This window comes from Sphingobacterium sp. SYP-B4668, assembly GCF_027627455.1.
Lineage (GTDB): Bacteria > Bacteroidota > Bacteroidia > Sphingobacteriales > Sphingobacteriaceae > Sphingobacterium.
In genome coordinates this window covers 2,961,785-2,985,949 of record NZ_CP115483.1, presented here as the reverse complement: position 1 = coordinate 2,985,949, position 24,165 = coordinate 2,961,785, and the positions used below count along the sequence as shown (strand labels likewise).

Annotated in this window: 27 protein-coding genes; 20 read left to right on the top strand and 7 right to left on the bottom strand. The window is 40.0% G+C overall.

Annotated features, from left to right (window positions below; all coding sequences use genetic code 11):
* Positions 1–21: 21 nt before the first annotated feature.
* Positions 22–876: an AraC family transcriptional regulator gene (locus OQ289_RS12430; protein ID WP_270087183.1), complete on the bottom strand. Its 855-nt coding sequence runs from the start codon at positions 874–876 to the stop codon at positions 22–24.
* Positions 877–1,032: 156 nt separating this feature from the next.
* Between OQ289_RS12430 and fucP the strand changes: the two genes are divergently transcribed.
* From fucP to OQ289_RS12375, 11 genes are all read left to right on the top strand, one after another.
* On the top strand, positions 1,033–2,286 hold the full coding sequence (gene fucP, locus OQ289_RS12425) for an L-fucose:H+ symporter permease (RefSeq protein ID WP_270087182.1): 1,254 nt from the start codon (positions 1,033–1,035) through the stop codon (positions 2,284–2,286).
* A gap of 2 nt (positions 2,287–2,288) precedes the next feature.
* Positions 2,289–2,624, top strand: coding sequence for an L-rhamnose mutarotase (locus OQ289_RS12420; RefSeq protein ID WP_270087181.1), 336 nt, complete (start codon positions 2,289–2,291; stop codon positions 2,622–2,624).
* A gap of 56 nt (positions 2,625–2,680) precedes the next feature.
* Positions 2,681–4,345 carry a UxaA family hydrolase gene (locus OQ289_RS12415; protein WP_270087180.1) on the top strand — a complete coding sequence of 555 codons (1,665 nt, stop codon included), beginning with the start codon at positions 2,681–2,683 and terminating at the stop codon, positions 4,343–4,345.
* 51 nt (positions 4,346–4,396) lie between these two features.
* Complete coding sequence (locus tag OQ289_RS12410) at positions 4,397–5,161, top strand: SDR family NAD(P)-dependent oxidoreductase (RefSeq protein WP_270087179.1); 765 nt, start codon at positions 4,397–4,399, stop codon at positions 5,159–5,161.
* A gap of 107 nt (positions 5,162–5,268) precedes the next feature.
* Entirely contained in the window at positions 5,269–6,123 is an 855-nt protein-coding gene (locus OQ289_RS12405) for a fumarylacetoacetate hydrolase family protein (RefSeq protein WP_270087178.1), read from the top strand.
* Between the two features lie 12 nt (positions 6,124–6,135).
* Positions 6,136–6,963, top strand: coding sequence for an amidohydrolase family protein (locus OQ289_RS12400; RefSeq protein ID WP_270087177.1), 828 nt, complete (start codon positions 6,136–6,138; stop codon positions 6,961–6,963).
* A gap of 14 nt (positions 6,964–6,977) precedes the next feature.
* Positions 6,978–7,766 carry an SDR family oxidoreductase gene (locus tag OQ289_RS12395; protein WP_270087176.1) on the top strand — a complete coding sequence of 263 codons (789 nt, stop codon included), beginning with the start codon at positions 6,978–6,980 and terminating at the stop codon, positions 7,764–7,766.
* Between the two features lie 304 nt (positions 7,767–8,070).
* Positions 8,071–9,249 carry an exo-beta-N-acetylmuramidase NamZ family protein gene (locus OQ289_RS12390; protein WP_443020439.1) on the top strand — a complete coding sequence of 393 codons (1,179 nt, stop codon included), beginning with the start codon at positions 8,071–8,073 and terminating at the stop codon, positions 9,247–9,249.
* A 361-nt stretch (positions 9,250–9,610) separates the two neighbouring features.
* The gene (gene map, locus OQ289_RS12385) at positions 9,611–10,375 is read left to right on the top strand and encodes a type I methionyl aminopeptidase (RefSeq protein WP_270087174.1); all 765 of its coding nucleotides are present in this window, start codon (positions 9,611–9,613) and stop codon (positions 10,373–10,375) included.
* Positions 10,376–10,438: 63 nt separating this feature from the next.
* Complete coding sequence (locus OQ289_RS12380; protein WP_270087173.1) at positions 10,439–10,921, top strand: DUF1572 domain-containing protein; 483 nt, start codon at positions 10,439–10,441, stop codon at positions 10,919–10,921.
* A gap of 151 nt (positions 10,922–11,072) precedes the next feature.
* Positions 11,073–11,414: an arsenate reductase family protein gene (locus OQ289_RS12375; RefSeq protein ID WP_033562596.1), complete on the top strand. Its 342-nt coding sequence runs from the start codon at positions 11,073–11,075 to the stop codon at positions 11,412–11,414.
* 6 nt (positions 11,415–11,420) lie between these two features.
* On the opposite strand, the gene OQ289_RS12370 is transcribed toward OQ289_RS12375, so the two are convergent.
* A complete protein-coding gene (locus OQ289_RS12370) occupies positions 11,421–12,398 on the bottom strand; it encodes a GlxA family transcriptional regulator (RefSeq protein WP_270087172.1) in 978 nt (325 codons plus the stop codon).
* Positions 12,399–12,535: 137 nt separating this feature from the next.
* Between OQ289_RS12370 and OQ289_RS12365 the strand changes: the two genes are divergently transcribed.
* From OQ289_RS12365 to OQ289_RS12350, 4 genes are all read left to right on the top strand, one after another.
* Positions 12,536–12,955 (top strand): SRPBCC family protein, encoded by a 420-nt coding sequence (locus OQ289_RS12365; RefSeq protein ID WP_270087171.1) that lies wholly within the window; start codon positions 12,536–12,538, stop codon positions 12,953–12,955.
* Between the two features lie 123 nt (positions 12,956–13,078).
* Positions 13,079–13,444 (top strand): DoxX family protein, encoded by a 366-nt coding sequence (locus tag OQ289_RS12360; protein WP_270087170.1) that lies wholly within the window; start codon positions 13,079–13,081, stop codon positions 13,442–13,444.
* Positions 13,445–13,580: 136 nt separating this feature from the next.
* A complete protein-coding gene (locus OQ289_RS12355) occupies positions 13,581–14,030 on the top strand; it encodes an SRPBCC family protein (protein ID WP_270087169.1) in 450 nt (149 codons plus the stop codon).
* 10 nt (positions 14,031–14,040) lie between these two features.
* Complete coding sequence (locus OQ289_RS12350; protein WP_270087168.1) at positions 14,041–14,442, top strand: glyoxalase; 402 nt, start codon at positions 14,041–14,043, stop codon at positions 14,440–14,442.
* A 55-nt stretch (positions 14,443–14,497) separates the two neighbouring features.
* On the opposite strand, the gene OQ289_RS12345 is transcribed toward OQ289_RS12350, so the two are convergent.
* Together OQ289_RS12345 and OQ289_RS12340 are read right to left on the bottom strand one after the other, a co-directional pair.
* Positions 14,498–14,884, bottom strand: coding sequence for a hypothetical protein (locus tag OQ289_RS12345; protein WP_270087167.1), 387 nt, complete (start codon positions 14,882–14,884; stop codon positions 14,498–14,500).
* 107 nt (positions 14,885–14,991) lie between these two features.
* Complete coding sequence (locus tag OQ289_RS12340) at positions 14,992–15,792, bottom strand: GNAT family N-acetyltransferase (protein ID WP_270087166.1); 801 nt, start codon at positions 15,790–15,792, stop codon at positions 14,992–14,994.
* A gap of 164 nt (positions 15,793–15,956) precedes the next feature.
* Between OQ289_RS12340 and OQ289_RS12335 the strand changes: the two genes are divergently transcribed.
* The gene (locus OQ289_RS12335; RefSeq protein ID WP_270087165.1) at positions 15,957–16,547 is read left to right on the top strand and encodes a TIGR00730 family Rossman fold protein; all 591 of its coding nucleotides are present in this window, start codon (positions 15,957–15,959) and stop codon (positions 16,545–16,547) included.
* Positions 16,548–16,722: 175 nt separating this feature from the next.
* On the opposite strand, the gene OQ289_RS12330 is transcribed toward OQ289_RS12335, so the two are convergent.
* Together OQ289_RS12330 and OQ289_RS12325 are read right to left on the bottom strand one after the other, a co-directional pair.
* Complete coding sequence (locus tag OQ289_RS12330; RefSeq protein ID WP_270087164.1) at positions 16,723–17,184, bottom strand: OsmC family protein; 462 nt, start codon at positions 17,182–17,184, stop codon at positions 16,723–16,725.
* Between the two features lie 103 nt (positions 17,185–17,287).
* Entirely contained in the window at positions 17,288–18,481 is a 1,194-nt protein-coding gene (locus tag OQ289_RS12325) for an aspartyl protease family protein (protein ID WP_270087163.1), read from the bottom strand.
* Between the two features lie 190 nt (positions 18,482–18,671).
* On the opposite strand from OQ289_RS12325, the gene OQ289_RS12320 reads away from it, so the two are divergent.
* Positions 18,672–19,298 (top strand): hypothetical protein, encoded by a 627-nt coding sequence (locus OQ289_RS12320; RefSeq protein WP_270087162.1) that lies wholly within the window; start codon positions 18,672–18,674, stop codon positions 19,296–19,298.
* Between the two features lie 147 nt (positions 19,299–19,445).
* Here the strand turns inward: OQ289_RS12320 and OQ289_RS12315 are convergent, their stop codons facing one another.
* Positions 19,446–21,104, bottom strand: a complete 1,659-nt coding sequence (locus OQ289_RS12315) for a hypothetical protein (RefSeq protein ID WP_270087161.1) — start codon at positions 21,102–21,104, stop codon at positions 19,446–19,448.
* Between the two features lie 319 nt (positions 21,105–21,423).
* Here OQ289_RS12315 and OQ289_RS12310 point away from each other — a divergent pair, with 319 nt between their 5' ends.
* The 3 genes from OQ289_RS12310 (at position 21,424) to OQ289_RS12300 (ending at position 23,998) form a co-directional block, all read left to right on the top strand.
* Complete coding sequence (locus OQ289_RS12310) at positions 21,424–21,867, top strand: hypothetical protein (protein ID WP_270087160.1); 444 nt, start codon at positions 21,424–21,426, stop codon at positions 21,865–21,867.
* A 487-nt stretch (positions 21,868–22,354) separates the two neighbouring features.
* Positions 22,355–22,882: a sigma-70 family RNA polymerase sigma factor gene (locus tag OQ289_RS12305; protein ID WP_270087159.1), complete on the top strand. Its 528-nt coding sequence runs from the start codon at positions 22,355–22,357 to the stop codon at positions 22,880–22,882.
* A 54-nt stretch (positions 22,883–22,936) separates the two neighbouring features.
* Positions 22,937–23,998, top strand: a complete 1,062-nt coding sequence (locus tag OQ289_RS12300) for a FecR family protein (RefSeq protein WP_270087158.1) — start codon at positions 22,937–22,939, stop codon at positions 23,996–23,998.
* Positions 23,999–24,165: the final 167 nt, after the last annotated feature.

The following is a 24,165-nucleotide window of genomic DNA, read 5'->3' as shown; positions in this document are numbered from 1 at the left end:
GGTCGTGATTTATGTCGCGGCCTATTTTTGTATACTTTTTTGATAAACCAAGGGTGGAGCACCCTTTATTCTCTTGAAAGCTTTGTGAAAGGATACAAAATTCTGAAAGCCGGATTCGAAGCAAATCTGCTTGATAGGTGTGCTTGATTCCAGTAAAAGTTTGACAGCATGTCCTACTCTCAATTCGGTAATAAATTCAATTGGAGTCTTTCCAGTTTTTGTTTTAAAAAACCTACAGAACGAATTTTCCGTCATGCCTATGACATCAGCCAACTCCTTCAGTGCTATCTTGTTCTTGAAATGTAAAGTGGCGTATGTGATGATGGAGTTCAGTCGGTCATAATCTAGCTCCTGATTATCCGCTACATATGTTGGACTTGTTAGTTTTTCGATCTGTTCATTTTTAGATAGGATATCCAAAACTTCTAATAAAAGGATGATTTTCTGAGTTCCGGAAACTAACACCATCCTTTCCAATATGTCTTTTACGGTTGATTTTGCCTGTCCGTATATTTGCATTCCTCTTTTGGCTTTGATAAAGAGTTCTCTAATTTTTTTGTTTTCAGCCAGATTGAAAAAACCATGTCCAAAGCAGTTCTCCTTGAAGTGGGCCACTCTGATATCTGCATTGTTTTGTAAAAATCGCTCGTCAAAAAGCCAGTAGTGGGGGAGATTGGACCCTATTAAGAAAAGTGAGTCGTTTTCGAAGTTACTGATACTGTCTCCCACCAACTGTGTACCTGTACCTTTAGCAATATGGATGAGCTCTAGCTCTTCGTGATAATGCCAATTGTTATGTTGTTGGGGCTGTATGTCTTGTCTGACCGAAAAAGCCGAGGCCGAGGGCGCGTCTATCGTCAGAAGTTGGGGTTTCATATCGAATGTTTGTAAATGATTATAACGTAATAAAACTTTCAAATGCACAAATAATGGTAAAATAGTTCAATCTTTTGGTAATATTCATCAATTTAATCAGAATTAATATGTTGATTTTTACATTATCAATTATAAAATATTAGCAATACATTACGTATGACGAAAACGAAAAGCTATTCTTTGGCTATTGTATTAGTGACATCACTATTCTTTTTTTGGGGATTTATCCATAATCTGGATCCGATATTAATCAAGCATTTGAAGAGCGCTTTCAGCCTGACCCATTTTCAGGCTTCAATGGTTGATTCAGCCGTGTTTGCTGCATACTTTTTGCTGGCGATTCCTGCTGGGTTGATTATGAAAAAATATGGTTATAAGGCTGGCATATTGGTAGGCTTGAGTCTTTTTGCATTGGGGTGCTTTTTGTTCATTCCTGCAGCCAATACCATCAGTTATCCATTCTTCTTAGCAGCACTTTTCGTCTTATCATGTGGACTTACTATTTTGGAAACAGCCGCCAATCCTTATATTACGATATTAGGTGATCCTAATAAAGCGGAGCAACGACTGAATTTCGCACAGTCATTTAATGGTCTTGCGGCATCTATCGCTCCTATAGTAGGGGGAGTATTTATACTGGCCGAAGAACCAAAATCTGCTGATGAAATAGCAGCGCTAGGTGAAAGTGCGCGAGAAGCCTATATCCAGGCCGAAACCTCATTGGTCAAAGGGCCGTATTTTGTACTTGGCTTATTGATTTTGATTGTTGCCGCTCTCTTTTTCTTTACCAAATTGCCGGATATTAAAGATGAAGAAGAAGGGGAGTCGTCAAGGGGCTTTTTGGGTGCATTTGCGCACAAAAATGTGCGATGGGGAGTTGTAGCCCAGTTTTTTTATGTGGGTGTACAAGTGTATGTATTCAGTTTTCTATTGGTATTTGCGAGTGATGTAACGGGGATTACCGGGCAAGAAGGTAAATACTATTTGGGTGTTGCTGGATTTCTATTTATGGTTGGACGTTTTATTGGCACGTTCTTTATGAAATATATGTCAGCAAATAGGCTACTGATTATCTATAGTATTGCGTCTTGTATACTTTGTCTTGTAGTCGTATTCGGAACGGGTATTGTGACGTTGTATGCGTTAGTGGCTATTACTTTCTTTATGTCCATTATGTTTCCAACTATATTCGCTTTAGGAATAAAGGGAGTCGGGGCAGACACTAAGTCGGCGTCGAGTTTGATTATTATGTCTATCGTAGGGGGAGCGGTTGTGCCGCCATTGGCTAGCCAAATCACAGATATGACAGACAATATGCAGACCTCCTATTTAATCGCATTATTGTGTTTTGTCATAGTATTGCTTTTTGCATGGAATAATAGAAGTAAGGTAAATAAAAATAATTTGTAGTAATGAGAAGATATGCTCTGGGTCTTGATTTGGTGGATGACCCCCAATTGATTGCTGAATATGAAGCCCATCATCGAAGTGTTTGGCCCGAAATCAAGGCCTCTATCATTGGCGCGGATGTGCTTGTAATGGATATTTATAGGTTTGGAAATCGTTTGTTTATGATTATGGAAGTGAGCGATGACTTTTCCTTCGAACGAAAGGCGGATATGGATTTGCGAAATCCGAAAGTGCAAGAATGGGAGCAATTGATGTGGAAGTATCAGTCCGCCATCCCAGGGGCTGGTTCCGAAGGGAAATGGGTACTAATGGAGAAAATATTTGATTTAAATAAGTAGTGTCACACCATTCTGACTTCAGATTGATGGTTAGATAATGTACAAAATAAAGAGAGATGAATACAGAGAAACATATGTTCCTACAGATCCATCCGTCAGACAATGTGTTGGTTGCTCTGCAGGATCTTGGGAAAGGTACGCTAATCCAATGGGACGGGGAGGAGTTTGAGTTGTTACAGGATGTCGCCGCAAAGCACAAGTTTACCATCCAAGATCTCCAGCAAGACGCAGATGTGCATATGTATGGCGTATTGGTTGGCAAGGTAAACTTTGACTTGAAGCAAGGTGAATTAATTTCAACAGCGAATTTAAGGCACGCAGCTGATGATTTTAAGATGGGAAAACGTAAGTTGGACTGGCATCGACCAGATATCTCCACTTTTAAAGATAGGACATTCAATGGTTTTCATCGATCGAACGGCACGGTTGGTACGGCCAATTATTGGTTGGTCATCCCACTGGTGTTCTGCGAAAATAGGAACGTATTGACTTTGAAAACTGCGTTTGAAGAGAAGCTTGGGTACAAAATTAAGGCCAATGACTATACAACGGAGGTCGAGAGTCTGATTGAACTGTATCGCTCAGGCGTGGATGTAGATGGTATTATCGCTCAAGACTTGGCCACGAGCGGAGCGACTTCAGCCGGAGACCGTCTTTTTAAAAATGTGGACGGGATTAAATTTCTAAATCACGATATGGGATGTGGTGGTACTCGATTAGATTCGGATGCACTCTGTGGACTTTTGGCCGGTTATATTAGCCATCCAAATGTCGCGGGGGCTACAGTTCTTAGTTTGGGTTGTCAGCATGCACAGGCTTCTATTCTGCGTTCGGAGATAGAGAAGCGAGATTCGCAGTTTGATAAACCGCTTTATATCTTTGAACAGCAAAAAGAAGGTACAGAAAAGGAGTTGATGCACAAAGCCATTAAAGCTACTTTTGCAGGTATGATGCAGGCTGATCGAAATGAACGGCGTCCAGCACCATTGAACAAGCTCTGCATTGGTTTGGAGTGTGGGGGGTCTGATGGATTTTCGGGAATATCGGCCAATCCGGCATTGGGATTTTTATCAGATATGTTGGTGAGTATGGGTGGTTCCGTCATTTTAGCGGAATTTCCTGAGTTATGTGGAGTTGAGCAGGAGCTCAGTGATCGTTGTGTCAATGAAGAGATTGCAAGTGAATTTATGCATCTGATGCGGACATATAATGCTAAAGCCGAGGCTGATGGTTCGGGGTTTTATATGAATCCTTCACCCGGAAATATTCGCGACGGTCTCATTACCGACGCAATTAAGTCTGCAGGTGCCGCAAAAAAAGGGGGTACATCTCCAGTTACGGCTGTAGTGGATTATCCTGGAGTAGCCAACAAACCTGGGCTCAACCTATTGTGTACCCCAGGGAATGATGTGGAGAGTACGACTGCTGAGGTTGCTGCAGGAGCTAATATCGTGTTGTTTACCACAGGTTTGGGTACACCCACTGGCAATCCAATTACACCTGTAGTAAAGCTTTCGACAAATACAAAGACTTATGAAAAAATGTCTGATATTATTGATTTGAACTGTGGGACAATTATAGAGGGAGAGGAGACTATTGAACAGGCAGCACATCGCATTTTAGAGTATGTCATCCAAGTAGCCAGTGGTCAAATGCAACCGAAAGCGGTGCTACTAGGTCAGGATGATTTCATACCTTGGCGCAGAGGTGTATCTTTATAATCCAATGTTGCTGAGTTTGAATAGTTATTAGTCTGTTATAAAAATAATATTATGAATAAATTACAAGGCAAGTCTGCAATTATTACTGGAGGAGGTAGTGGTATAGGTAGAGCCATTAGTCTTTTGTTTGCCTCCAATGGCGCACACGTGCATATTTTGGACCTTAATACTGAAGGGGCAGCCCAAGTGGTCGGCGAGATAAAAGATGCTGGAGGATTAGCGGAAGCTCATATTTGCAATGTCAGTATTCAAGACGAGGTTTTGGCTGTCGTGAATGGTATTGGTCAGGTGGATGTATTGGTTAATAATGCTGGGATAGCCCATGTCGGCAACTTGGAAGGTTGTAAATCGGAAGATTTTGAACGCGTTTTTAATGTCAATGTCAAAGGGGCATATAACGCATTGTATGCGGTGATTCCCGTGATGAAGAGACAGGGGGGAGGGGCTATTTTGAATTTGGCTTCTATAGCCGCTTGGGTGGGTATCGCAGATAGATTTGCGTATTCTATGAGTAAAGGTGCTATATTCGCAATGTCGCTGTCGGTTGCCCGAGATTATATGGCCGATGGAATCCGTTGTAATAGTATTTCGCCCGCACGGGTTCACACGCCATTCGTGGATGGCTTTATTTCAAAAAATTATCCAGGGCAGGAGCAGGAAATGTTTGATAAGTTGTCCAAGAGTCAACCGATAGGTCGAATGGCACAACCAGAAGAAATCGCTAAATTAGCATTGTTCCTATGTAGTGACGATGCTGGATTTATCACTGGCAACGACTATCCGATTGATGGTGGATTTATTAAATTGAATAACTAATAATAAGCATGTAAGTGAGGTAAGATATGACCGGCCTGAATTTTATTCCAGTCCGAAATAATCACACACAGTACATGTCAAGACACATAATACTAAAAGTAAAAAATATGAAATTAATTCGTTTCGGTGAGCAAGGAAAAGAAAAGATTGGCGTACAGATAGATGGAGTCAATTATGACACTTCTGCTTTTGGAGGAGATTATAATGAGTCATTTTTTGAGGAAGATGGCCTGGTTAGATTAGAAGAATTTGTAAAAGCCAACCAAGGTCAATTAGTCGAGGTAGCCGATGAAATACGTCTAGGTGCACCATTTGCGCGTCCTTCTAAGATTGTTTGTATAGGACTTAACTATAAGGATCATGCTGAAGAAACCGGTGCGGCAATTCCTGCTGAACCTATTATTTTTATGAAATCTACCACCTCATTGATGGGACCGAACGATCAAATCATGATTCCTAAGAATTCGGTTAAGACTGATTGGGAAGTTGAGTTTGGTATTGTCATCGGGAAGCGAACGTCTTATGTGGAAGAATCCAATGCATTGGACTATGTTGCAGGATATGTATTGCATAATGATGTATCAGAGCGCGAGTATCAATTAGAGAGAGGTGGCACGTGGGATAAAGGTAAGGGATGCGATACCTTTGCTCCAATGGGACCTTATATGGCCACAGCAGACGAAATTGAAGATATCAACAATGTACGCCTTTGGCTGAAGGTCAACGGTAAGAAATATCAAGATGGAAATACCAAAAACCTGATTTTCTCAGTACCTTTTATTGTTAGTTATGTCTCTCGATTCATGACTCTTCTACCAGGTGATGTGATTTCCACAGGTACTCCAGCAGGCGTAGGTCTTGGTTTCAATCCTCCTATTTATCTTCAACCTGGTGATGTTGTAGAGTTGGGTGCTGATGGTTTGGGTGAATCACGTCAAGAAGTAGTCGCTTATCGGTCTTAATATCTTAGGATTATGCGCATAGATTCACATCAGCACTTCTGGAGATTTGATCCCGTTCGTGACAGTTGGATTACAGCGGAGATGGATATGATTCGGCAAGATTTTATGCCGGCAGACCTGAAGCCTATTCTACAGCGTAATGGATTTGAGGCCTGCATTGCTGTTCAAGCAGATCAGTCACATCTAGAAACCGACTTCTTGGTTGGATTAGCCATTCAAAATTCCTTTATTAAAGGAGTAATTGGTTGGGTTGACTTTCGTTCCCCTAAGATTGGAGAATATCTGGAAAAGTACAAAAAGCAGCCATTGATCAAAGGATTTAGACACGTGGTGGAAGCAGAGGCAGATCCTGATTTTTTGATACGTGATTCCTTCCAAAATGGGCTTGCTCAACTCGTCCAATACGGATTCACTTACGATCTGTTAGTTAGTCCGAAACACTACACGAGTGTGCTTACTTGCGTATCCAATAATCCTGAGCAACAATTCATATTAGATCATATTGCGAAACCCCCAATCAAAATACAAGAATTTGACGATTGGGCACACTTCATTGAGCAACTTTCGTCATTTCCAAATGTGAGCTGTAAAGTGTCGGGTTTGGCTACCGAGGCCGAGTGGAAAAGTTGGAAACTTGAACACTTTGCTCGATATCTTGAACATGTGTTTGCTTGCTTTGGGCATCATCGTATTATGTTTGGATCAGATTGGCCAGTATGTCTGCTTGCAGCTTCTTATGAAGAGGGAATAGCTATTGTTGAATCTAAGCTGGACACATTCGATACCAATCAGCGTGATGCTTTTTGGGCTTTGAATGCTGTAAAAATTTATAATCTATAATTTGGAATTACATCATGAATTTGAACCTTAAAGATAAAGTGGTCATTGTCACGGGCGGAGCCAAAGGCATCGGTCGGGCGATTGTGCTCGCGCTCGCTGCCGAAGGTGCTATCCCTGTTATCGTTGGACGCAATACGCAGGATAATGAAATAGTTAAAGCGGAGGTAGAAGCGTTAGGCAACACAGCCCTATGTATTGAAGCCGAACTTTCCATCCCCGAGCATAATGCAATTGCCGTTGAAAAGACGTTGGAGCGCTACGGACGTATTGATGGGCTTGTTAATAATGCAGGAGTCAATGACGGAGTAGGATTGGCGTCTGGAGATTATCAAAAATTTGTGGATTCTCTTCATAAAAATCTAATCCATTACTATTTAATGGCCCATCATTCACTGGCAGCATTAAAGCTAGCAAAGGGCAGTATCGTCAACATCACATCTAAGACCGCGGAGACGGGGCAGGGCAATACGTCAGCTTATGCCGCATCCAACGGTGGGCGCAACGCATTGACCCGGGAGTGGGCTGTTGAGCTTTTACCATATTCGGTCAGAGTCAATGCTATTGTCGTAGCGGAGTCTTCTACCCCCCAATATGACCGATGGATTCAGACATTGACAAATCCCGAAGAGACATTGAAGAAGATAACTGATCGTATTCCTTTGGAACACCGGATGACTACGCCAGAGGAGATTGCCGATATGACGGTGTTTCTATTGTCAGACCGGTCCAGCCATACGACAGGACAGTTGATCCACGTAGATGGTGGCTATGTGCATCTGGATAGATCTATCATAGCCGAATAAAACAAATCGATCCCTTTACAGTAGGCCATCTTCTGAAAGTAGTAATTAAAATAGGCTACTATAAGAAGATAGCCTTTTGTCGTTTTTCGGAGCCTATTACTGGTAGCTATTTTTTACATCACCGAATAATAGTGATGCTATGTATTTATGAAAGAGGAATAAAGAAATATAGCTCCGTTTTTATGCCGTTTTAATATTTAGATTTGCAAATTGCAGCAATTTTCATTAGATTTACTATTCATTTGTTTACAACCTTGTTATGAGTTATAAATTTCATCTTTTGATTGCCGTAATGTTTATTGCAATGAATGTTACATTCTTGAAAGCCCAAACAACTCTTGATTATTGTAATGATCGGATACGTACTGGAGCAGAACAAACGGAGCGTTACGTCCCTTATTTAAAAGGAAAACGGGTTGCTATACTTGGCAATCCCTCCACGGTGATTAAAGATAAGCATCTTGTGGACAGTCTTTTAAGCTTGGGTATCCAGATTGTTAAGATTTTTGGGCCGGAACACGGTTTCAGAGGGAATGCCAGTAATGGCACGGAGGTGTCTGATGAGATAGACCAACAAACCCAGATTCCTATCATCTCATTGTATGGAAACAAGAAGAAGCCATCAAATCAGGATTTGAAAGACGTCGATATATTCATATATGATGTTCAAGATATGGGCGTGCGTTTTTATACCAATATTAACACATTGCGTGATATTATGGAGGCCTGCGCGGAAAATAGTAAGGAACTTATGATTTTGGATCGCCCCAATCCAAATGCTTATCTTATCGATGGGCCAATACTAGATATGAAGCATAAATCAGGTATTGGTCAATTTCCTCTTCCTATTGCACACGGCTTGACAACTGCTGAATTTGCTCAAATGGTCAATGGAGAAGGATGGATGGCTACCTCTAAGAAATGTAAGTTAAAGATTATCCCTGTCGAAAATTACAAGCATAATATGCTCTATCGACTACCGGTAAGTCCTTCGCCAAATCTGAATACCGAACAAAGCATATTGCTCTATCCCAGCACCTGCCTTTTTGAGGGAGTGAAAATAAATCACGGTAGAGGGACCGATTTTCCTTTCACTATACTTGGAAGCCCCGTCTATAAGGGAATTTATTCATTTTCCTTTACGCCTGTCAGTAAAAAAGGAATGAGTGAGACGCCACTTTTTATGAACGAAATGTGTTATGGACTAGATTTACGAAGCTATAATTTGCAGGAACTTGTGAATAGCAAACAAATCAATCTGACTTGGATTAAGGAGCTATATGAAAAGTCTCCTGAAAAAGATAAGTTTTTCGATCAAAGTTTTTCAAAGCAAATTGGAAGTATTGAGAGGCTCGTCGGTGTAGATGCTTTTCGCACGCAGATTGAAAATGGAGTGAGTGAGGCGGAGATTCGGAAAAGTTGGGCACCCGGACTTGCCAAATACAAAATAATGCGTAAAAAATACCTGATTTATAAAGATTAGCTCTCATAAGGACACATATAGATTTGTTTCCCCAATATATTTTTCCTGAATAATGGAGAGATAGTTTACGATGATTCAGCCCTAGAGGAATTACAGTTTCTAAATTCTTACATAAGAATTTAATTAATGTTGACGATAGACTTTGGGGCTGCCAGCAGATTAGTTTTTACCGTTTATTTTATGTCAAATCATCTCCTTGATGGTAGATTATAAAGGAATAGATACATTATTCTCGATATTTTTTTGGTAAATTTGAGTGTCCAAAGAGGGGGTGTATCGTTTTCAATTCGCTGATTGTCATTGGATTGTCATTGAATGAGAAGCTCCAGAAAGGACAATAAGGTGCTAATAAAATATCGAAATGTCCATAACATCACAATCCGAATTAATAGGAATGCAGGAGGCAAGTAAAGCTGTTGCCTATACATTAAGAAAAATGATTGACTACGCTCAACCTGGAATGAGCACGAAAGACTTGGATGAATATGGTGCAAATATTTTGACCGAATTTGGTGCAAATTCAGCTCCTTTTTTAACCTATGGATTCCCTGGGTGGACTTGTATTAGTGTTGATGATGAGTTTTGCCATGGCATTCCCTCAGATAGGCGTGTACTCCAAGATGGTGATTTAATAAATATTGATGTTTCGGCCGAACTTAATGGCTTTTGGTCGGACAATGGAGCATCGTTTGTACTAGGCACAGATATCCATCAACATCAAAAACTAGTGGATGCATCCAAAGATATCTTAAGAAAAGCGATAGACAATATCCGTGGCGGAGTCAAAATAGCTGATGTAGGACATTTGATGGAGTCTGAAGCAAGAAAAAAGGGATATAAAGTTATCAAAAATCTTGGCGGTCACGGTATAGGAAGGAGTTTGCACGAAGAGCCAGACGAATTACTAAACTACAAAAACAGGTTTGATCAACGGCGATTTAAAAAGAATTCGGTCGTCGCGATTGAAACGTTTATCTCTACATCATCTACTTATGCAACAGAGCTCAGTGACGGTTGGACAATGGTTGGTAATAAAGGAGGATACATGGCACAGCATGAACATACCATCGTCATAACAGATGGAAAACCGATTATATTAACAGAAGGTAATCACATATGGTCCTAAATCATGCTCAACGAGGCTCTCGTGAGTATCTGGGTTGGATATTAACTAGGGGCGGAGGGAACTATGACAAGTCAAGTTAAACTTGCAAATAGATTTCGAGAGGTGATCCTAAATGGGGTCTGGATAGCAAATACAAATTATAAAGATCAATTGGGAAATTTGGATTGGCAAGTCGCAATAACGAGACTTCTAGATTTAAATTCCATTTCGGTTCTTGCGCAACATGTTCACTATTACATCAATGGAATTAGACTAGTATTGTTGGGGGGTGCACTGGATATAAAAGATAAGTATAGTTTCGATTTCCAGCTCATTCAATCACAGGAACAATGGACTAATTTTCTTCTCAAATTTTGGAGAGATGCCGAAGAATTTGCAGAACTTGTAGAGCGGTTGCCTGAGGGTCGACTCTCTGAATATTTTGTTGAAGAAAAGTATGGGACTTATTTGAGGAATATAGAGGCGATGATAGAGCATAGCTATTACCACCTCGGTCAAATAGTAATGATAAAGAAAATATTGAACAATCAAAAAAAGATCCAATAAATAAGGGACAAATCCTCATAGTTTGGCCCAGGAAACTAATCCATCTGCAAACTATCATAATTTCCATAAAAAACAGTAATATGAAGCCTATGTATGGGAAGATGTGCTATACAAGCTTTAAGACGATGCGAAGAGCCATTAAATAGTAATCATGATCAAGATATATCACAATAAGATGTGTAGTAAAAGCTGTGCTGCACTAGATTTGCTAAATCAGAGTCAGATTGAACTCCAAGTGCAGGAGTATCTTTACGACGTGCCGAGTAAAGCGGAATTGATTGCCATCTTGAAGTTACTCCAAATGAAGCCGTTTGAGCTTATACGACAGAATGAGTCACTATTTCAGCAACAATTCGCAAGCCTTATTTTAAGTGATGAGGATTGGCTTGAGATTATGTTAAAGCACCCGATATTGATAGAACGACCAATTATCATAAAAGACGGAAAGGCGATTATTGGTCGCCCGCTGGAAAAAGTAATTAATCTCTTATGATGAGCCCTATACTTCGTTCGAAACCTTCGCAAATTTATTCCGATACTCTATCGGCGTAAGACCTGTAATTTTTTTAAAAATGTCCCTGAATGCTTTAGTATCCGTGTACCCTACATCATACATGACCTCAGATACGTTTTTCCGGGATGCCTCAAAAAATTTCTTAGCAGCTTCAATTCGTACTCGCTGTATGTACTCAATAGGAGTATTGTTTGTCGCTTCTTTAAATCTTCTTTCAAATGTTCGCCGGCCTACGCTAGTAAGGTTTGCTAAATCCTCAACGGTAATTTTTCCTTCATAGTTTTTTTCTATATAGTCCTGCGCTTTCTGCATCTCAGCGTCACTATGATTTCTCTGTCCTCTAAAGATAGCAAATTGAGATTGGCTGTCTCTACTGATATCCAAAGCAAAATATTTGGCAATCATCACGGCAGTCTCTCTATCAGAATACTTCTCTACTAGGTAAAGTATTAGGTTCCAGAGGCTGCTAGCGCCACCGCTACTATAGATATTCTCATATTCGGTTATTATGGCGCCATCTTCTACTTCTACTTGTGGGTATTTTTCCCTAAACTCATTGATATATGCCCAATGTGTAGAACATTTTTTACCGGTTAGCAATCCAGTTTCTGCTAGGAGGAAAGCTCCCACACATAAGCTAGCGAGACTGGTTCCCTTTAAATGTAGCTTTGTAAAATAGGGTATGGCCTCTGCATTTGCTTTTATGCCGTAGTCCATATCCCCTAAAGTGGGCGGTATGATAAGCAAATCTGTTTGGGTGACATCGCTAATAAGTCGATTCGTTTTTATCGTATACTCGCCATTATTGGCGGGCACATATTCCTGCAAACCCACGTATTCTACATCAAAAATTGGTTTTTTCCCAAATACCGTAAGAAATTCATTAGCCGTATGAAAGGTCCTGAATGCCGGAGTAATTGCTTCTATTACTCCGTGTTGAGGTACAAAAACTGAGATGCGCATATCTTTTTCGTTAGTAAAGTAAATATACATATTGTTTCTGTCGTAATACACCCCTAAAGTTGTCGTTTTTGCAATGGTTGGAATTTTGTAACCTGTCCCATCTTTGTAGTAGCATTATAAACCAAAAATTTTAAGCAATGACACAACAAACAAAAATCAAGGTAGAAGCAACAATCAATGCTCCCGTAGAGAAAGTATGGCACGCTTGGAATACACCTTCCGATATCATGCAATGGAATACTCCCGACCCAAGCTGGCATTGCCCAGCCAGCGAAAATGACCTCCGCGTACACGGTAAGTTCAAGAATAGAATGGAAGCCAAAGATGGCAGCTTTGGATTTGATTTTGAAGGAATATATGATACGGTCGAGCGTTATAAAGAAATCACCTATACGATGTCCGATGGTCGTACTGTTAGTACAGTATTTCAAGAGGATCATGGTCAAACGGTGTTGACAACAATTTTTGATCCAGAGACACAAAATGATCCTGAATTTCAGAAACAAGGGTGGCAAGCTATTTTAGATAACTTCGTAAAATATGTAACAATGAAATAATTGGCGGTTATTCACATGGACTGGACGGAAATATTACGCACACATAACAAGTGTGAGCAGATCCCTAATTCCGGTCTATAGTTAAAGTGTGTGGAATCAGTCACTTATTAGTAGTTTATAACCATGAAAAAGAACAAAATTATCTTTTGGATAGCGACGGTCATCCTTATCCTCTGGGAAGGTGTAATGCCACTTGGCACTCTTCTTTTTGCTCCGCAATATGCAAATGCAGGCACAAAACCTTTAGGATATCCCGATTACTTTGCCTATACACTTATTATTTGCAAAGTACTGGGTGTGATAGCAATTGCCTATCCCAAAATGTCTGCTACTGTAAGAGAGTGGGCATATGCTGGTCTTTCTTTTAGTCTTATTTTTGCCTTTATTAGTCATGCGTTTGTTGACAAGAATATTGGATTTATGTTGATGCCAGTTGTGGTACTTGGCATACTTGCAGTCTCTTATATTTACAACAACAAGATTAGATAAGGGCAGTTAACTAAAGGATAGATATACGCTATATCATCTCACAGTCCGAATGCCAATAAATCAGTAAGTGCGATTCGGATATAGGCGAAATGAAGAATTTAATAATGAATAAGTCAAATCTAAAAAATCTATAACGATGAAAAATAATAGTGTTTCCTTACATAGGATTATTCAGGCGAGTCCTGAAAAAGTATTTCGTGCCTTTGCAGATCCGGTAGCACACGCCAGTTGGTTGCCACCTTACGGTTTTATCTGTACGGTGCAAGAGATGGACTTTAAGATCGGTGGCGTATTCAAAATGACCTTTATTAATTTCAGTACGGGCAAGGGGCATTCTTTCGGTGGGGAGTATTTGGAAATTGTGCCTAACGAACTAGTCAAATACGTCGATCGGTTTGATAATCCAAATTTGCCTGGCGAAATAACGACTACTGTGTGGTTGAATAAAGTCTCGTGCGGTACCGAGTTGAAAGTCATACAAGAAAATATTCCAGATATGATTCCGGTTGAAATGTGCTACCTAGGTTGGCAAGAGTCGCTGGATAAAATGAAAAAATTAGTTGAACCTGATATCCCGGAAGCCTAATCCCTATAATATGTTTGTTCAAGATCGCGCTAGAGCAACCAGTGGTATCTTCATTACGTTCGCTGGAAATTGTAAGAAAGCACTTACATCTTATCAAAAATGTTTTGGAGGATTCTTGTACTTTGAAGTTTTGGAGGCCAAATTAGAGGGGTACACAGAAGCGCCGATCATCAGTGGTTCCCTAATTTCCAGCAGTGTCATCATTCACGGTTCAGATTTAGTGCATGACGAGGGGCGGGAAATCGGCAATTACATAGCTATTTTTCTCTCCTGTAAGACGATTGCTGATAGAAAGCTGCTTGCAGAGCGATTGACAGGTGGTATGACTATGCTTCCAACGAAAAATTGGGAAAATCAGACACTCATCGAAATCACGGACCTCTTTGATGTAAGGTGGGTGTTATCGATTTAACGTCAAGCATTATTTTAAGGTAAAGAGGCTATTTATCAGATGTAGATAGCCTTATTTATTCCTTTTCTTGCTTTAACTTGATGTACGTATTCGTAAGCCCTTCATAAACGATCGTCAAGGTGTCGTTTACTATGTTGTAACTACTTTTGTCCCTTTCCTTGGTCTCCTTCTCTATTGTGATGATTTGACCATTTTTCACCTCATATTCCGATTCTATCGTATTTTGTAATTGCCCTTCACCTAAATGTTGACGCAATTCGCCGTTCGTGGTAAATTCCAAGATAATCTTTTCAAGGCTATCTCCACTTGTTGAATCTTTAAGCGACCCTTCCCATTTGCCTACTAGTGCAGTTTTTTCTGAATTGGTCGAACTACAACTACATACCATCAAAAGGGTGGAGGCAATCAGTACTTGCTTCAATATATTCTGTATGGTTATCATATTCAGGTATTAAATCTCTTCATAGTCAACACGCATCAAATCGTAAACCTTCTGTTTGATCGGCAACAATTTGCTCGTGTGGAGAAAGGCGCTAATTAACGTTATCATTACCCTAGACTCCCGGCAATTCTGCTGTACATCTTCGTTGGTTCCCAGTTTATATCTGGCCCTACAGCCATTCTTGGAGCCGTGGCTGTTTCAATAAATCCATTCTGTTTGAGAAAGGCGAGGGCCTGAAAGTTGGCCGAAGGAAGCACTGCTTTGTCAATAGTTTCATATTTTATTTTCATAAGTTCTATTCCTGCATGAACCGTATTTGCGAAGATCATCCCTTCTTTTAGATTTGGCATGTAGTACCCCTCGACTTTTTCCTCTTTGACGTATATCAAACATTCACGCAACTGCTCCTTTAGTATATTCTCACGATTTTCACCCGAAATTCGTTGGTCTAATTTATAAAGAGCATGTCGATACTTTTCTTCAAAGGGTATTACATCTTCTGATATCTTAAAATATGGCCATCCTTTATCTCTTTTGAGAAATGTATATTCGCCTACTATTCTAAATCCAGCTCGAAGATATATGGGTTTTCCCAATTCCGTAGCAATGAGCAGACAACTTTTTATCCCTTTAACGGTTGAAATTTGAATCAATTCGTTGACGATCATTGCTCCGATACCTCGGCCCCTAGAAGAAGTATCTACAATGATATGCGCCAACCAAGCTGTGTGCTCAAATATAATTAACGATCCTATTCCGATAATTCTTTTTGCTTCAACAACTTTGATGGGATGGCAGTAGGGAGACCGAATGTAAAATTCAAAGTCTGGAACGATATCGTTCCAATCATCCGGACCTAAGGTTCTTAATTCTTCGAGGTCATTACTTGTTATTTCTTCAAATGTCATTTTGATGATAGCCAAATATCTTTAAAATCGTCATTCCTTTAGTATCGTAAATATAAGATTATTGTCTTTTATTGAGATATCTTTTATAAGTTCAAGAAGACCTCTAGTCATATTCATTTTGTCTAAAAAACACGAGAGATGCACAAATTTGTTTATAATTGTTTATGTATAAAGTTAAAAGCATTGTTGTTTTCTGCGCGTCTAGTTTAGGACAATCCGATTGTTATGAAAAACAAGCGACATATGTGGGGCATATTTTTGCACAACGTGGTATCCGTTTGGTATACGGGGGAGGTAGAGTTGGATTGATGGGGGCCGTGGCAAATGGGGCATTGTCAAAAGGAGGTGAAGTGATTGGTGTCATTCCTCAATTCTTGAATTCCAAGGAACGAGAACATACTGGAGTCACCAAATTGATTACCGTGGATACTATGCACGACCGTAAGCGAATTATGCATGATTATTCAGATGCCGTTGTCGCGCTTCCGGGTGGATTTGGTACGCTTGAAGAGCTTTTTGAGATGATTACTTGGGGACAGCTCGGTTTACATAACAAGCCGGTAGGCCTCTTGAATATAAATGGATTCTATGACCATTTGATTCAATTTATCGAACACATGGTCAATGAAGGTTTATTGAAACCCGAAAATCAACGAATGTTATTAGTTGCGGAGACCATTGAAGATTTACTGGATAAAATGGAAAGGTACGAAGCACCCCAGATGACAAAATGGATCCAAAAGGATGAAATTTGATAATGAGGGTTCATGACCGATTAGGGGCGAATCCGGCTGTACCGTAAGGCGCATCGACTTTCCTAAATATACCGGGAGGAGTTATGCTTCGCTATCGCTTTTAAACAATTATTTTGCTTAGTATCGGTCCTTGCCTTTGTCGTGACAAATCACGTTACTCATTGGGTTAAACTACTTAAATTGCATTACATTTTGCATGGTGGTGTACAGGGAAATTACATGAATTAGCTATGAAACAGAGCTTATTTGCCTCTTTATGCAAACTTAACGCCAATTCTATTTGAGAGGCATTTCGGATAGTTACCTGAGGGGTAAGGTGTACCTGTACAATACGACCACTACCAGCTGTATCTACTTCCAGCACCGCTTCTGCATAATCGGAATAAGAAATTACTTCGATATCGTGTCGGTCACACACATACAAATAAGACATCATGTGACACGACATCAAGCTGCTCAGCAACATGTCTTCCGGATTGTATAATGCTGGGTCTCCCTTGAAAGCTTTAGCTGCCGATACCTGCATATCTGCTTTACCTACAATAGAAATTTGATGGCTTTTGTTGTAGATTTTATGTGTTGATGTTGCTGGCTGCTTCCAGTTTAAGGCTGCTTTGAAAATGTGCTGGTATTTCATTCTTTAGTCGTTCAGTTCCTAGTTCAATCGAGGGTATTCGGCTTATTTTTATCTTATTAGTCGATTTCCGCTGCCGTAAGCGACGATTTAGATTTCCGTCCTTTTATTGCTCGCGTGTTACGCCTAAGATTTTTACTTCTCCGTTTTCCTCCATTATAGTGATTACAATAGACTCTCTTTTCAGCGTATCTTTAAGGTAAGCCTCACACACATCTTCTGAGCCATTTATCTTCAAATCGTCAATTTGTATAATCTTTTGCCCATATTTTAATCCGGATTTAGCGGCAGGAGAGTTTTCATAAACAGCTGAAATAACGAAACTATCACCCATTTGTTGGGCCTCAAACCCCAGAAAAGACTGATTGTTAACAGACTCCACCGCTTTATAAGGGTTAAAATAAAATCTTTTTTTAGGGTAGTCGATAGTAATCGTTCCATACTGACTAATGCCCATCCCTATCGCATTTTTATTCTTATATTCCGATGCTGTGGCTACTATACCGTCTACATGCGTAGTGTTGATTAGAAGTGATCCTATATGTATCCTATATTCCTTTCCCTTTTGTCCAGGTCCAAACAAGCTCGAAGAGATGGAGCCATAGCCTTTGTTCAATACCGACACTGCTTTTTCTTTCTCCAACTTTTGAAAGGTAGCAAATGATAGGGGCAGTATTTTATCCGAGCCACTGTCAAAAAGAGCTTCAATCTTCGATTTCACCCCGATGTGTAAAGGTACAAATGGACGACTATTCTCATCTAATCTTATTTTTGTTGGGGTACTATTCTCTATCCCTATATTTTCTACTCGGTCTGTCAAAATGATGACCTGTCTCTTGGCATCTATATGTACTATACAGTCTTTTACTATTGTGCTCCCAATCAGGCCCTCTACGTCAAAGCAATCCATTATTCCAGTTTTACCTTTTTCATAAACTATTGCCTGAGCATTTGAAAAATTGATGTTCCCAACTGCCAGCTTGTTTACCTCCACGATAGGAAGGTCTTGCGATGCAGTAGATACATCCGTCACCCTGATATGTTGATGAGAGCTCAATCGTAGTTCATCGCATAGTCTATCGGATATTAGGAATGGAGCACCGGTGTCAAATATGAAACGAGCCGGCTTAGCATTTACAATTGCCTTTACAATAATTTTACCCTTTGTGTATTCGAAAGGGATAGTGTCGCAAAAGTTTAAAGAATGCAGAATAGTGGTGTTGAGCTTTTGAGCGAAGCTGTCGGTGACAAAGAGTAAAAAGATAGCGACGTAGCCGAAAAGGAATTTAGTTAATTTCATTTTTTGGTATCTATCAATAAACAAACCACTCCAAATGTATTGTAAAAAAATCAATATCAGTTATTAACGGTGCGCTTTTGTATTTTATTCGATATGGTTAAGCACATGCAAATTACAGAAGAAAAAGATAAGTATTAATCGTTACCCTTTGGAGGGTTTCATTCTTATTTGTATCTTTAATACATTCAAAATGGAAGCTTTATTAACCATAAAATGTCGTTTGATACTATTTCTTCCATCTATTTGGAGTTTAGCGATATGGATGCTCTTCCTGTCGAAGTCATATGCCCAACAGGTACCTTTTCCGATCGCAAAGCGGATTGCTCCACCTTCGGATTCGTCGCTTGTGGCGGCAAAATTGGAAAATCAGAAGACAGTTGCATGCTTTCAACGCTATGAGATAAAGGACAGGACATGTGAAGGGATTTCTATTTTTACGGTTGCAGACATACTTCCCGCCTATCAACACGGAACCAAGAGGCTTATCTTCGATATCAATTTCCAGCAAGAAACCATTGCGGATATTACTGTGCCTACGATTACGGACAGCGTTGACGTATTTTTCTATATAGATAAGAAAGGTCGTCTATTTAGGTCGATAGACCAGACAGTTCGAAGTTTGGCAGACAGCCTCATCGTAGAGCGTTTGAAAAAGCTAAGTTGCTCTTGGAGACCGGCTGTGATGTCCGGTCGTCCAGTTCTTTGTATTCAAAAATATAAATTTTTCTATAGTTTGGGAATGTCCAGCCAGGGGAAGCCAGTCCTGTTTGTAAATCGAATTAACGAACAAAAAACCGATATCAGCGATATCATTTAGTTAAGAGTATGTTGGCTACGGTGTTGCTGTTAGCTTTATTCCTTTTTATCAATCACAGCAATCATAGGCTGAGCGCCTACTTCTCCAAAAAAACCGAAGGCGTCCACAAAATGTTCTTGGGTTCTCTCTTTTCGATTTTGGTTAAAATTATCCTTTGCCCCGGGGAAAAAGCTCGCGTGTGCTAAAGATGAGTTTTAAACATATCCACCAGAGGTACAATCCATATTTTTGTATGGCCTTTGGTTCCATCCATCCATGTGCTAGTTGATTTTGAAACCTATAGTTGTTATCATCTACCAAAAAACTTTTCAATTCATCAATTACATCGTCAGTAGAAATACTCCGAAGTTTTTCTAGATAATACCCTAACGAATTTTCAGGTGACAACGATGTTTCTGAATCTTCCAAGCTAATTCCATTTTGGATTAATAAGAGTCTAAGACTTTCTTCGATTTGTGGCATTAGTATATGCGCGCTGGTTACAAAGTTGTTTTCGAAGCCAGCATATATCCCCTTGATATAAAGCTCCATTCTGCTTTCAGAGGCTGCACCATCTCCAAATGTGACGAGAAGTCGAGCTACATCGCCTTGATTGAATCCTTCATAGCGATCCAATTTGTTTTTCAAATCAAGTATTAAACGCAAAATACGTTCTCTACAAATCATTCTAACAGCATTTTCTTGTGCCGCGATTACTTCCTCATGCGCCATTCCTGCTGATCTACCATTAACTTTTATATGTGCCGCAGAAGACTTTGCCAGTCGTCTTTTCCGCTCTAGTTTCTCTATTTGAGCACACATTGCATTTATCTCGGCTTTCGGTAGCACAGGTAGAGTCAATAAAATGTTGTAAACATCCGCAAAGCTGCTTGGATTCAGGTTGTTAATCATTTTCTCGACATGACTACCTTTGATTTCAGGCAATATATCTCCCCCCATTTCTTGTATCATTTCCACATCAATTCGTTGAGCTTCCTTTGCTTTTATCTGCAGTCTTTTTTTGAGGTCTTCAGATCCTCTGGTCGGCTTTATAGCTTTAAGACCCTCCAGATATATCTGCGAGATGCAGGGATAGTAGGTATCGCCACTTTGCCCATGTGCGATACTATCGCCATCCAACTCACTTAGCTCTCCGAATTTGATACGGTATTCGTTTTTATTGATTGCGTGGATAGTCAGTAAAGACAGCAGCGTATGTTTAGCCGCTTCGAAGTCTTTCATCAATCTGAAATATGCTATCTGCTCCTGTAGGAATGTTGAAAATTCAACTTGGCACCTCGTCGCTCCGAACAAATGCATCAATTCTTCAAGTATCCTTCTTTGTAGAAAAGGGGGTGGTGATTGAAGTACTGCTAGCTTACCTTCATCAAAAATCTCTACATACATCTCGCTAAATGTATGTTTTGCAAGACCCACCAAGTGCAAGGAGCGAATGAGGTAGTCAGCCTTATTGGTGGTTTGATACAAATCAGCGTAGTAACGTCTGACCAAAGGAACGCAGTTGATTATTTCCTTTTTATTGACAAGCATCAACATATCCAACCAGCGGGCTACTATTTCCTTATTCGAAACATATTTTATCACGTTTTTTGCCTCTATCACGATTGTTTCTTTATCCTCATTGGTATAGCCTTTATTCAACGTAATAGCATGGTCTTCCAATAAATCAAGCTGAAGCAATTTAGAAATAAGGGTATATAGCTTATTGTGGCTTTCATTTGTAGTGCTGCTAAGTTTGTCAATAACTGCGCACAAATCTTCTCCATATAGATTGTTCGGTACTTTAGGAAGATAGGTTTGTTTCATTCGGTTTCTGTAAATTGAATAATTGACACGCTAATTGACTAAAGTCTCGATCTTTTTTTAAATAGACAATGATATGTGTCATCTGATTTTGTGATATATATCACTTTCTAAAGATGGTGGAGAAACTGTACGACCAAATTGTTGACGAGATTGTAGTTCTATTTTTTTGATATTGTCTGGAAGTTTTAAAAGGCTATTACAAAGCTCAAGAATCCATGCGATCCTTGGGCATTGTCTTGATACCCTTTAATTTCTTAAACTGGTTTAACACTTTCTAGCATAAGGACAACTATCTTTACTGAAATAAATACGTAAGCATATGAATACCAGTTTTATACAATTATTTACGCGGTTCGCAGTAGCCACGGCTTTTTTATCCGCGGTGGCCGATCGTTTTGGCTATTGGGGTGCACCCGGCAGTGCGGACGTAGTATGGGGTAATTGGGAGAATTTTGTTGCCTATTCCAATCAACTCAATTTCTTTGCACCCACATGGGCCGGCATTTTTTTTGCAGTTTCCGCTACAGTGTTAGAGGTTTTATTAGCCATCTTGTTACTTATCGGCTATCGTATACGCCTTGCAGCCATTGGCTCGGGTGTACTTTTGGTACTGTTTGCTCTTTCCATGACCCTCTCTCTCGGTATTAAATCTACTTTTAACTATTCGGTTTGGGTAGGTGTCAGCGCCTGCTTCCTATTAGCAAGCATACCCACCTATCTATACAGTATAGACCACTACCTCGCAAAGAAACGTCAGGATTGAAGGATAGCTTTTCATAGCTATTCAATACCCTTGAATAGCTATGAAAATATCCAAAGAAGCATGTTAAAATAGACGATGTTTTTAATCGCTAATTCCTGAACTTACAATAGGAAGTCCCTAAGCCTATTCTTCTCAGCATTAATGTCAAATACCTACAGCGACATTCAACAAAATGAAAGGCATAGTAATGCGAAAATACCCGTTTGTTCGAATGTGAAAAAAATGTGAATACATTTATCTTTGCACAACCCATCGTCAACACAGAAAATATCACTAATTTTAATCAAGTCAATCAGGTAGCACATTCGTTAGGCATCTGTAAAATGTCTACCGCTGCGTTGACCGATTTTAAGTACTTATTATCAATTATTTAACGAGCACACGTTTACAATAGTCAGCTGTCTATATCACAATGTTAATAAATGTTTTACATTGCGGTAATATGATAAGTCTATTTTAGCCAGCGTTCACATTTTAACACTTGATTATGTCGGCTGATTTTGCTCAACAGACCTCCGATTTTACCGCTTTTGAATTGCTTTACAAAGCATGGAATACCCGTGTTTATGCCTACGTATTCAAAAAGACCGGTTCGGACTTTGTTGCCGAAGAAATCGTACAACTGGTTTTTATCAAGATTTGGAAAAATAGTCATTACGATCTCGACCATATCAAGTGGGAGGCCCAACTCTTTTGCATCACTCGTTCCGTGCTGATTGATTACATGCGGCAATCTGCAAGATATAGCCGCAATGATAGCCTATGGGAAGGATACACCAATCATACTTATCAGACCGCTGTCGAAGACCGTGAAAATATGGACCGCTTACACCAGGAAGTAAATCGTATGCCTCCAATGCGTCAGATGGTATTTCGCCTCAGTCGTTTCGAACATCAAACATACGCACAAATTGCCGAACGCCTCCATATCTCCGTTCGTACCGTTGAAAATCACATTGCTTCCGCACTCAAAGTCCTCAAAAAGACGTTATTCTTTCTATTATTCTTTTTCTAAATTTTTTTTATAACGACTAGGGGTATACACCAATTGGTGTCGTATACCAGTTAGATGGAAATCAATAAAGAATTAGTCGATAAATATTTAAAGGGCCTATGTACACCCGAAGAACACGCTTTTGTGCAAGCTTATTTGGATGGACAAGGAGAGGAGGTAGTTGATTTTCTTCCGGAAGAAGAGTGGGAGACCTGGTCTGTAGATGTTCCTACTGGATATAGTCAGTCTAGACAAGACGAAGTCTTCAATGAGATTGTACAGCAACTAAATGAAGACGAGGTCCGACCTGTTTTCCATTTTTCATTTCTGTACAGAGTAGTCGCGGCTGCAATCTTATTATTTATTTGTGCCATTGGGGAGCAGTTGACCCACAAACTGCAGTCTCCCGTACTTTTCGGTATCCAAGAACAGACGCCCACCCTCTATCGCATCAATGCCAGCAACCAGCCAATGAATATTCTCATGAGTGATAGCAGTACCGTACTACTTTATCCGGATGCAGAAGTACGCTATGCCGAGAGCTTCAAGTGGAAAAGCAAACGCGAAGTATGGTTGATTGGTAAAGCAGAGTTTACCGTCCATAAAGATAAGACTAAGCCATTTATGGTCTATTCAGACCCCTTGGTTACGACTGCATTAGGTACCCAATTTGAGGTGGATGCCCCTCGTCAGGGCAAGCAGGTTGCCGTCCGGCTGATTGAAGGTTCTATTCGGGTTGAGGATCACCATGAGCAAGCAAATGGTCACCGTATCAGTCAACTATTGAGTCCAGGAGAGGAGTTGCACATCCAACGGTCTACACTTGCTCTAATGGCCAATAGCAAAAAAATAGCGCCTCCAAAGGAGAGAAAGACTGTGGCTGCGAAATCAAAACCTGCAGATTTGGTGTTTAAGAACACCAAATTATCACTAGTCTTTAAAGAAATTGATCATATATATGGTACCAATACCCGTTGGACGATTCCACATATAGATGAGCTTTACTTTTCCGGACGATACGAGCGAGAAGCGACAGATTATCAGCTTATTCTTCAAGATATCGCTTTTCTATACCACCTCACACTTGAGGTAGATAAGAATGGAAAAGGCGCCCAATTGAAGCAAGGCTCAAATTGAGTGACAAGATATAAAGGGACGGAAATTGGAGAACGTGTAAATAAGATTAAATAGGTAGATGCCATACACTTGAGTGTTTCTCTTATAGTGTACGTTTACATGTTACTGACGACATCAGATGTTAAAAAATTAGTCCATACTCCATACCAATGGAGGCGTAGAAGTCC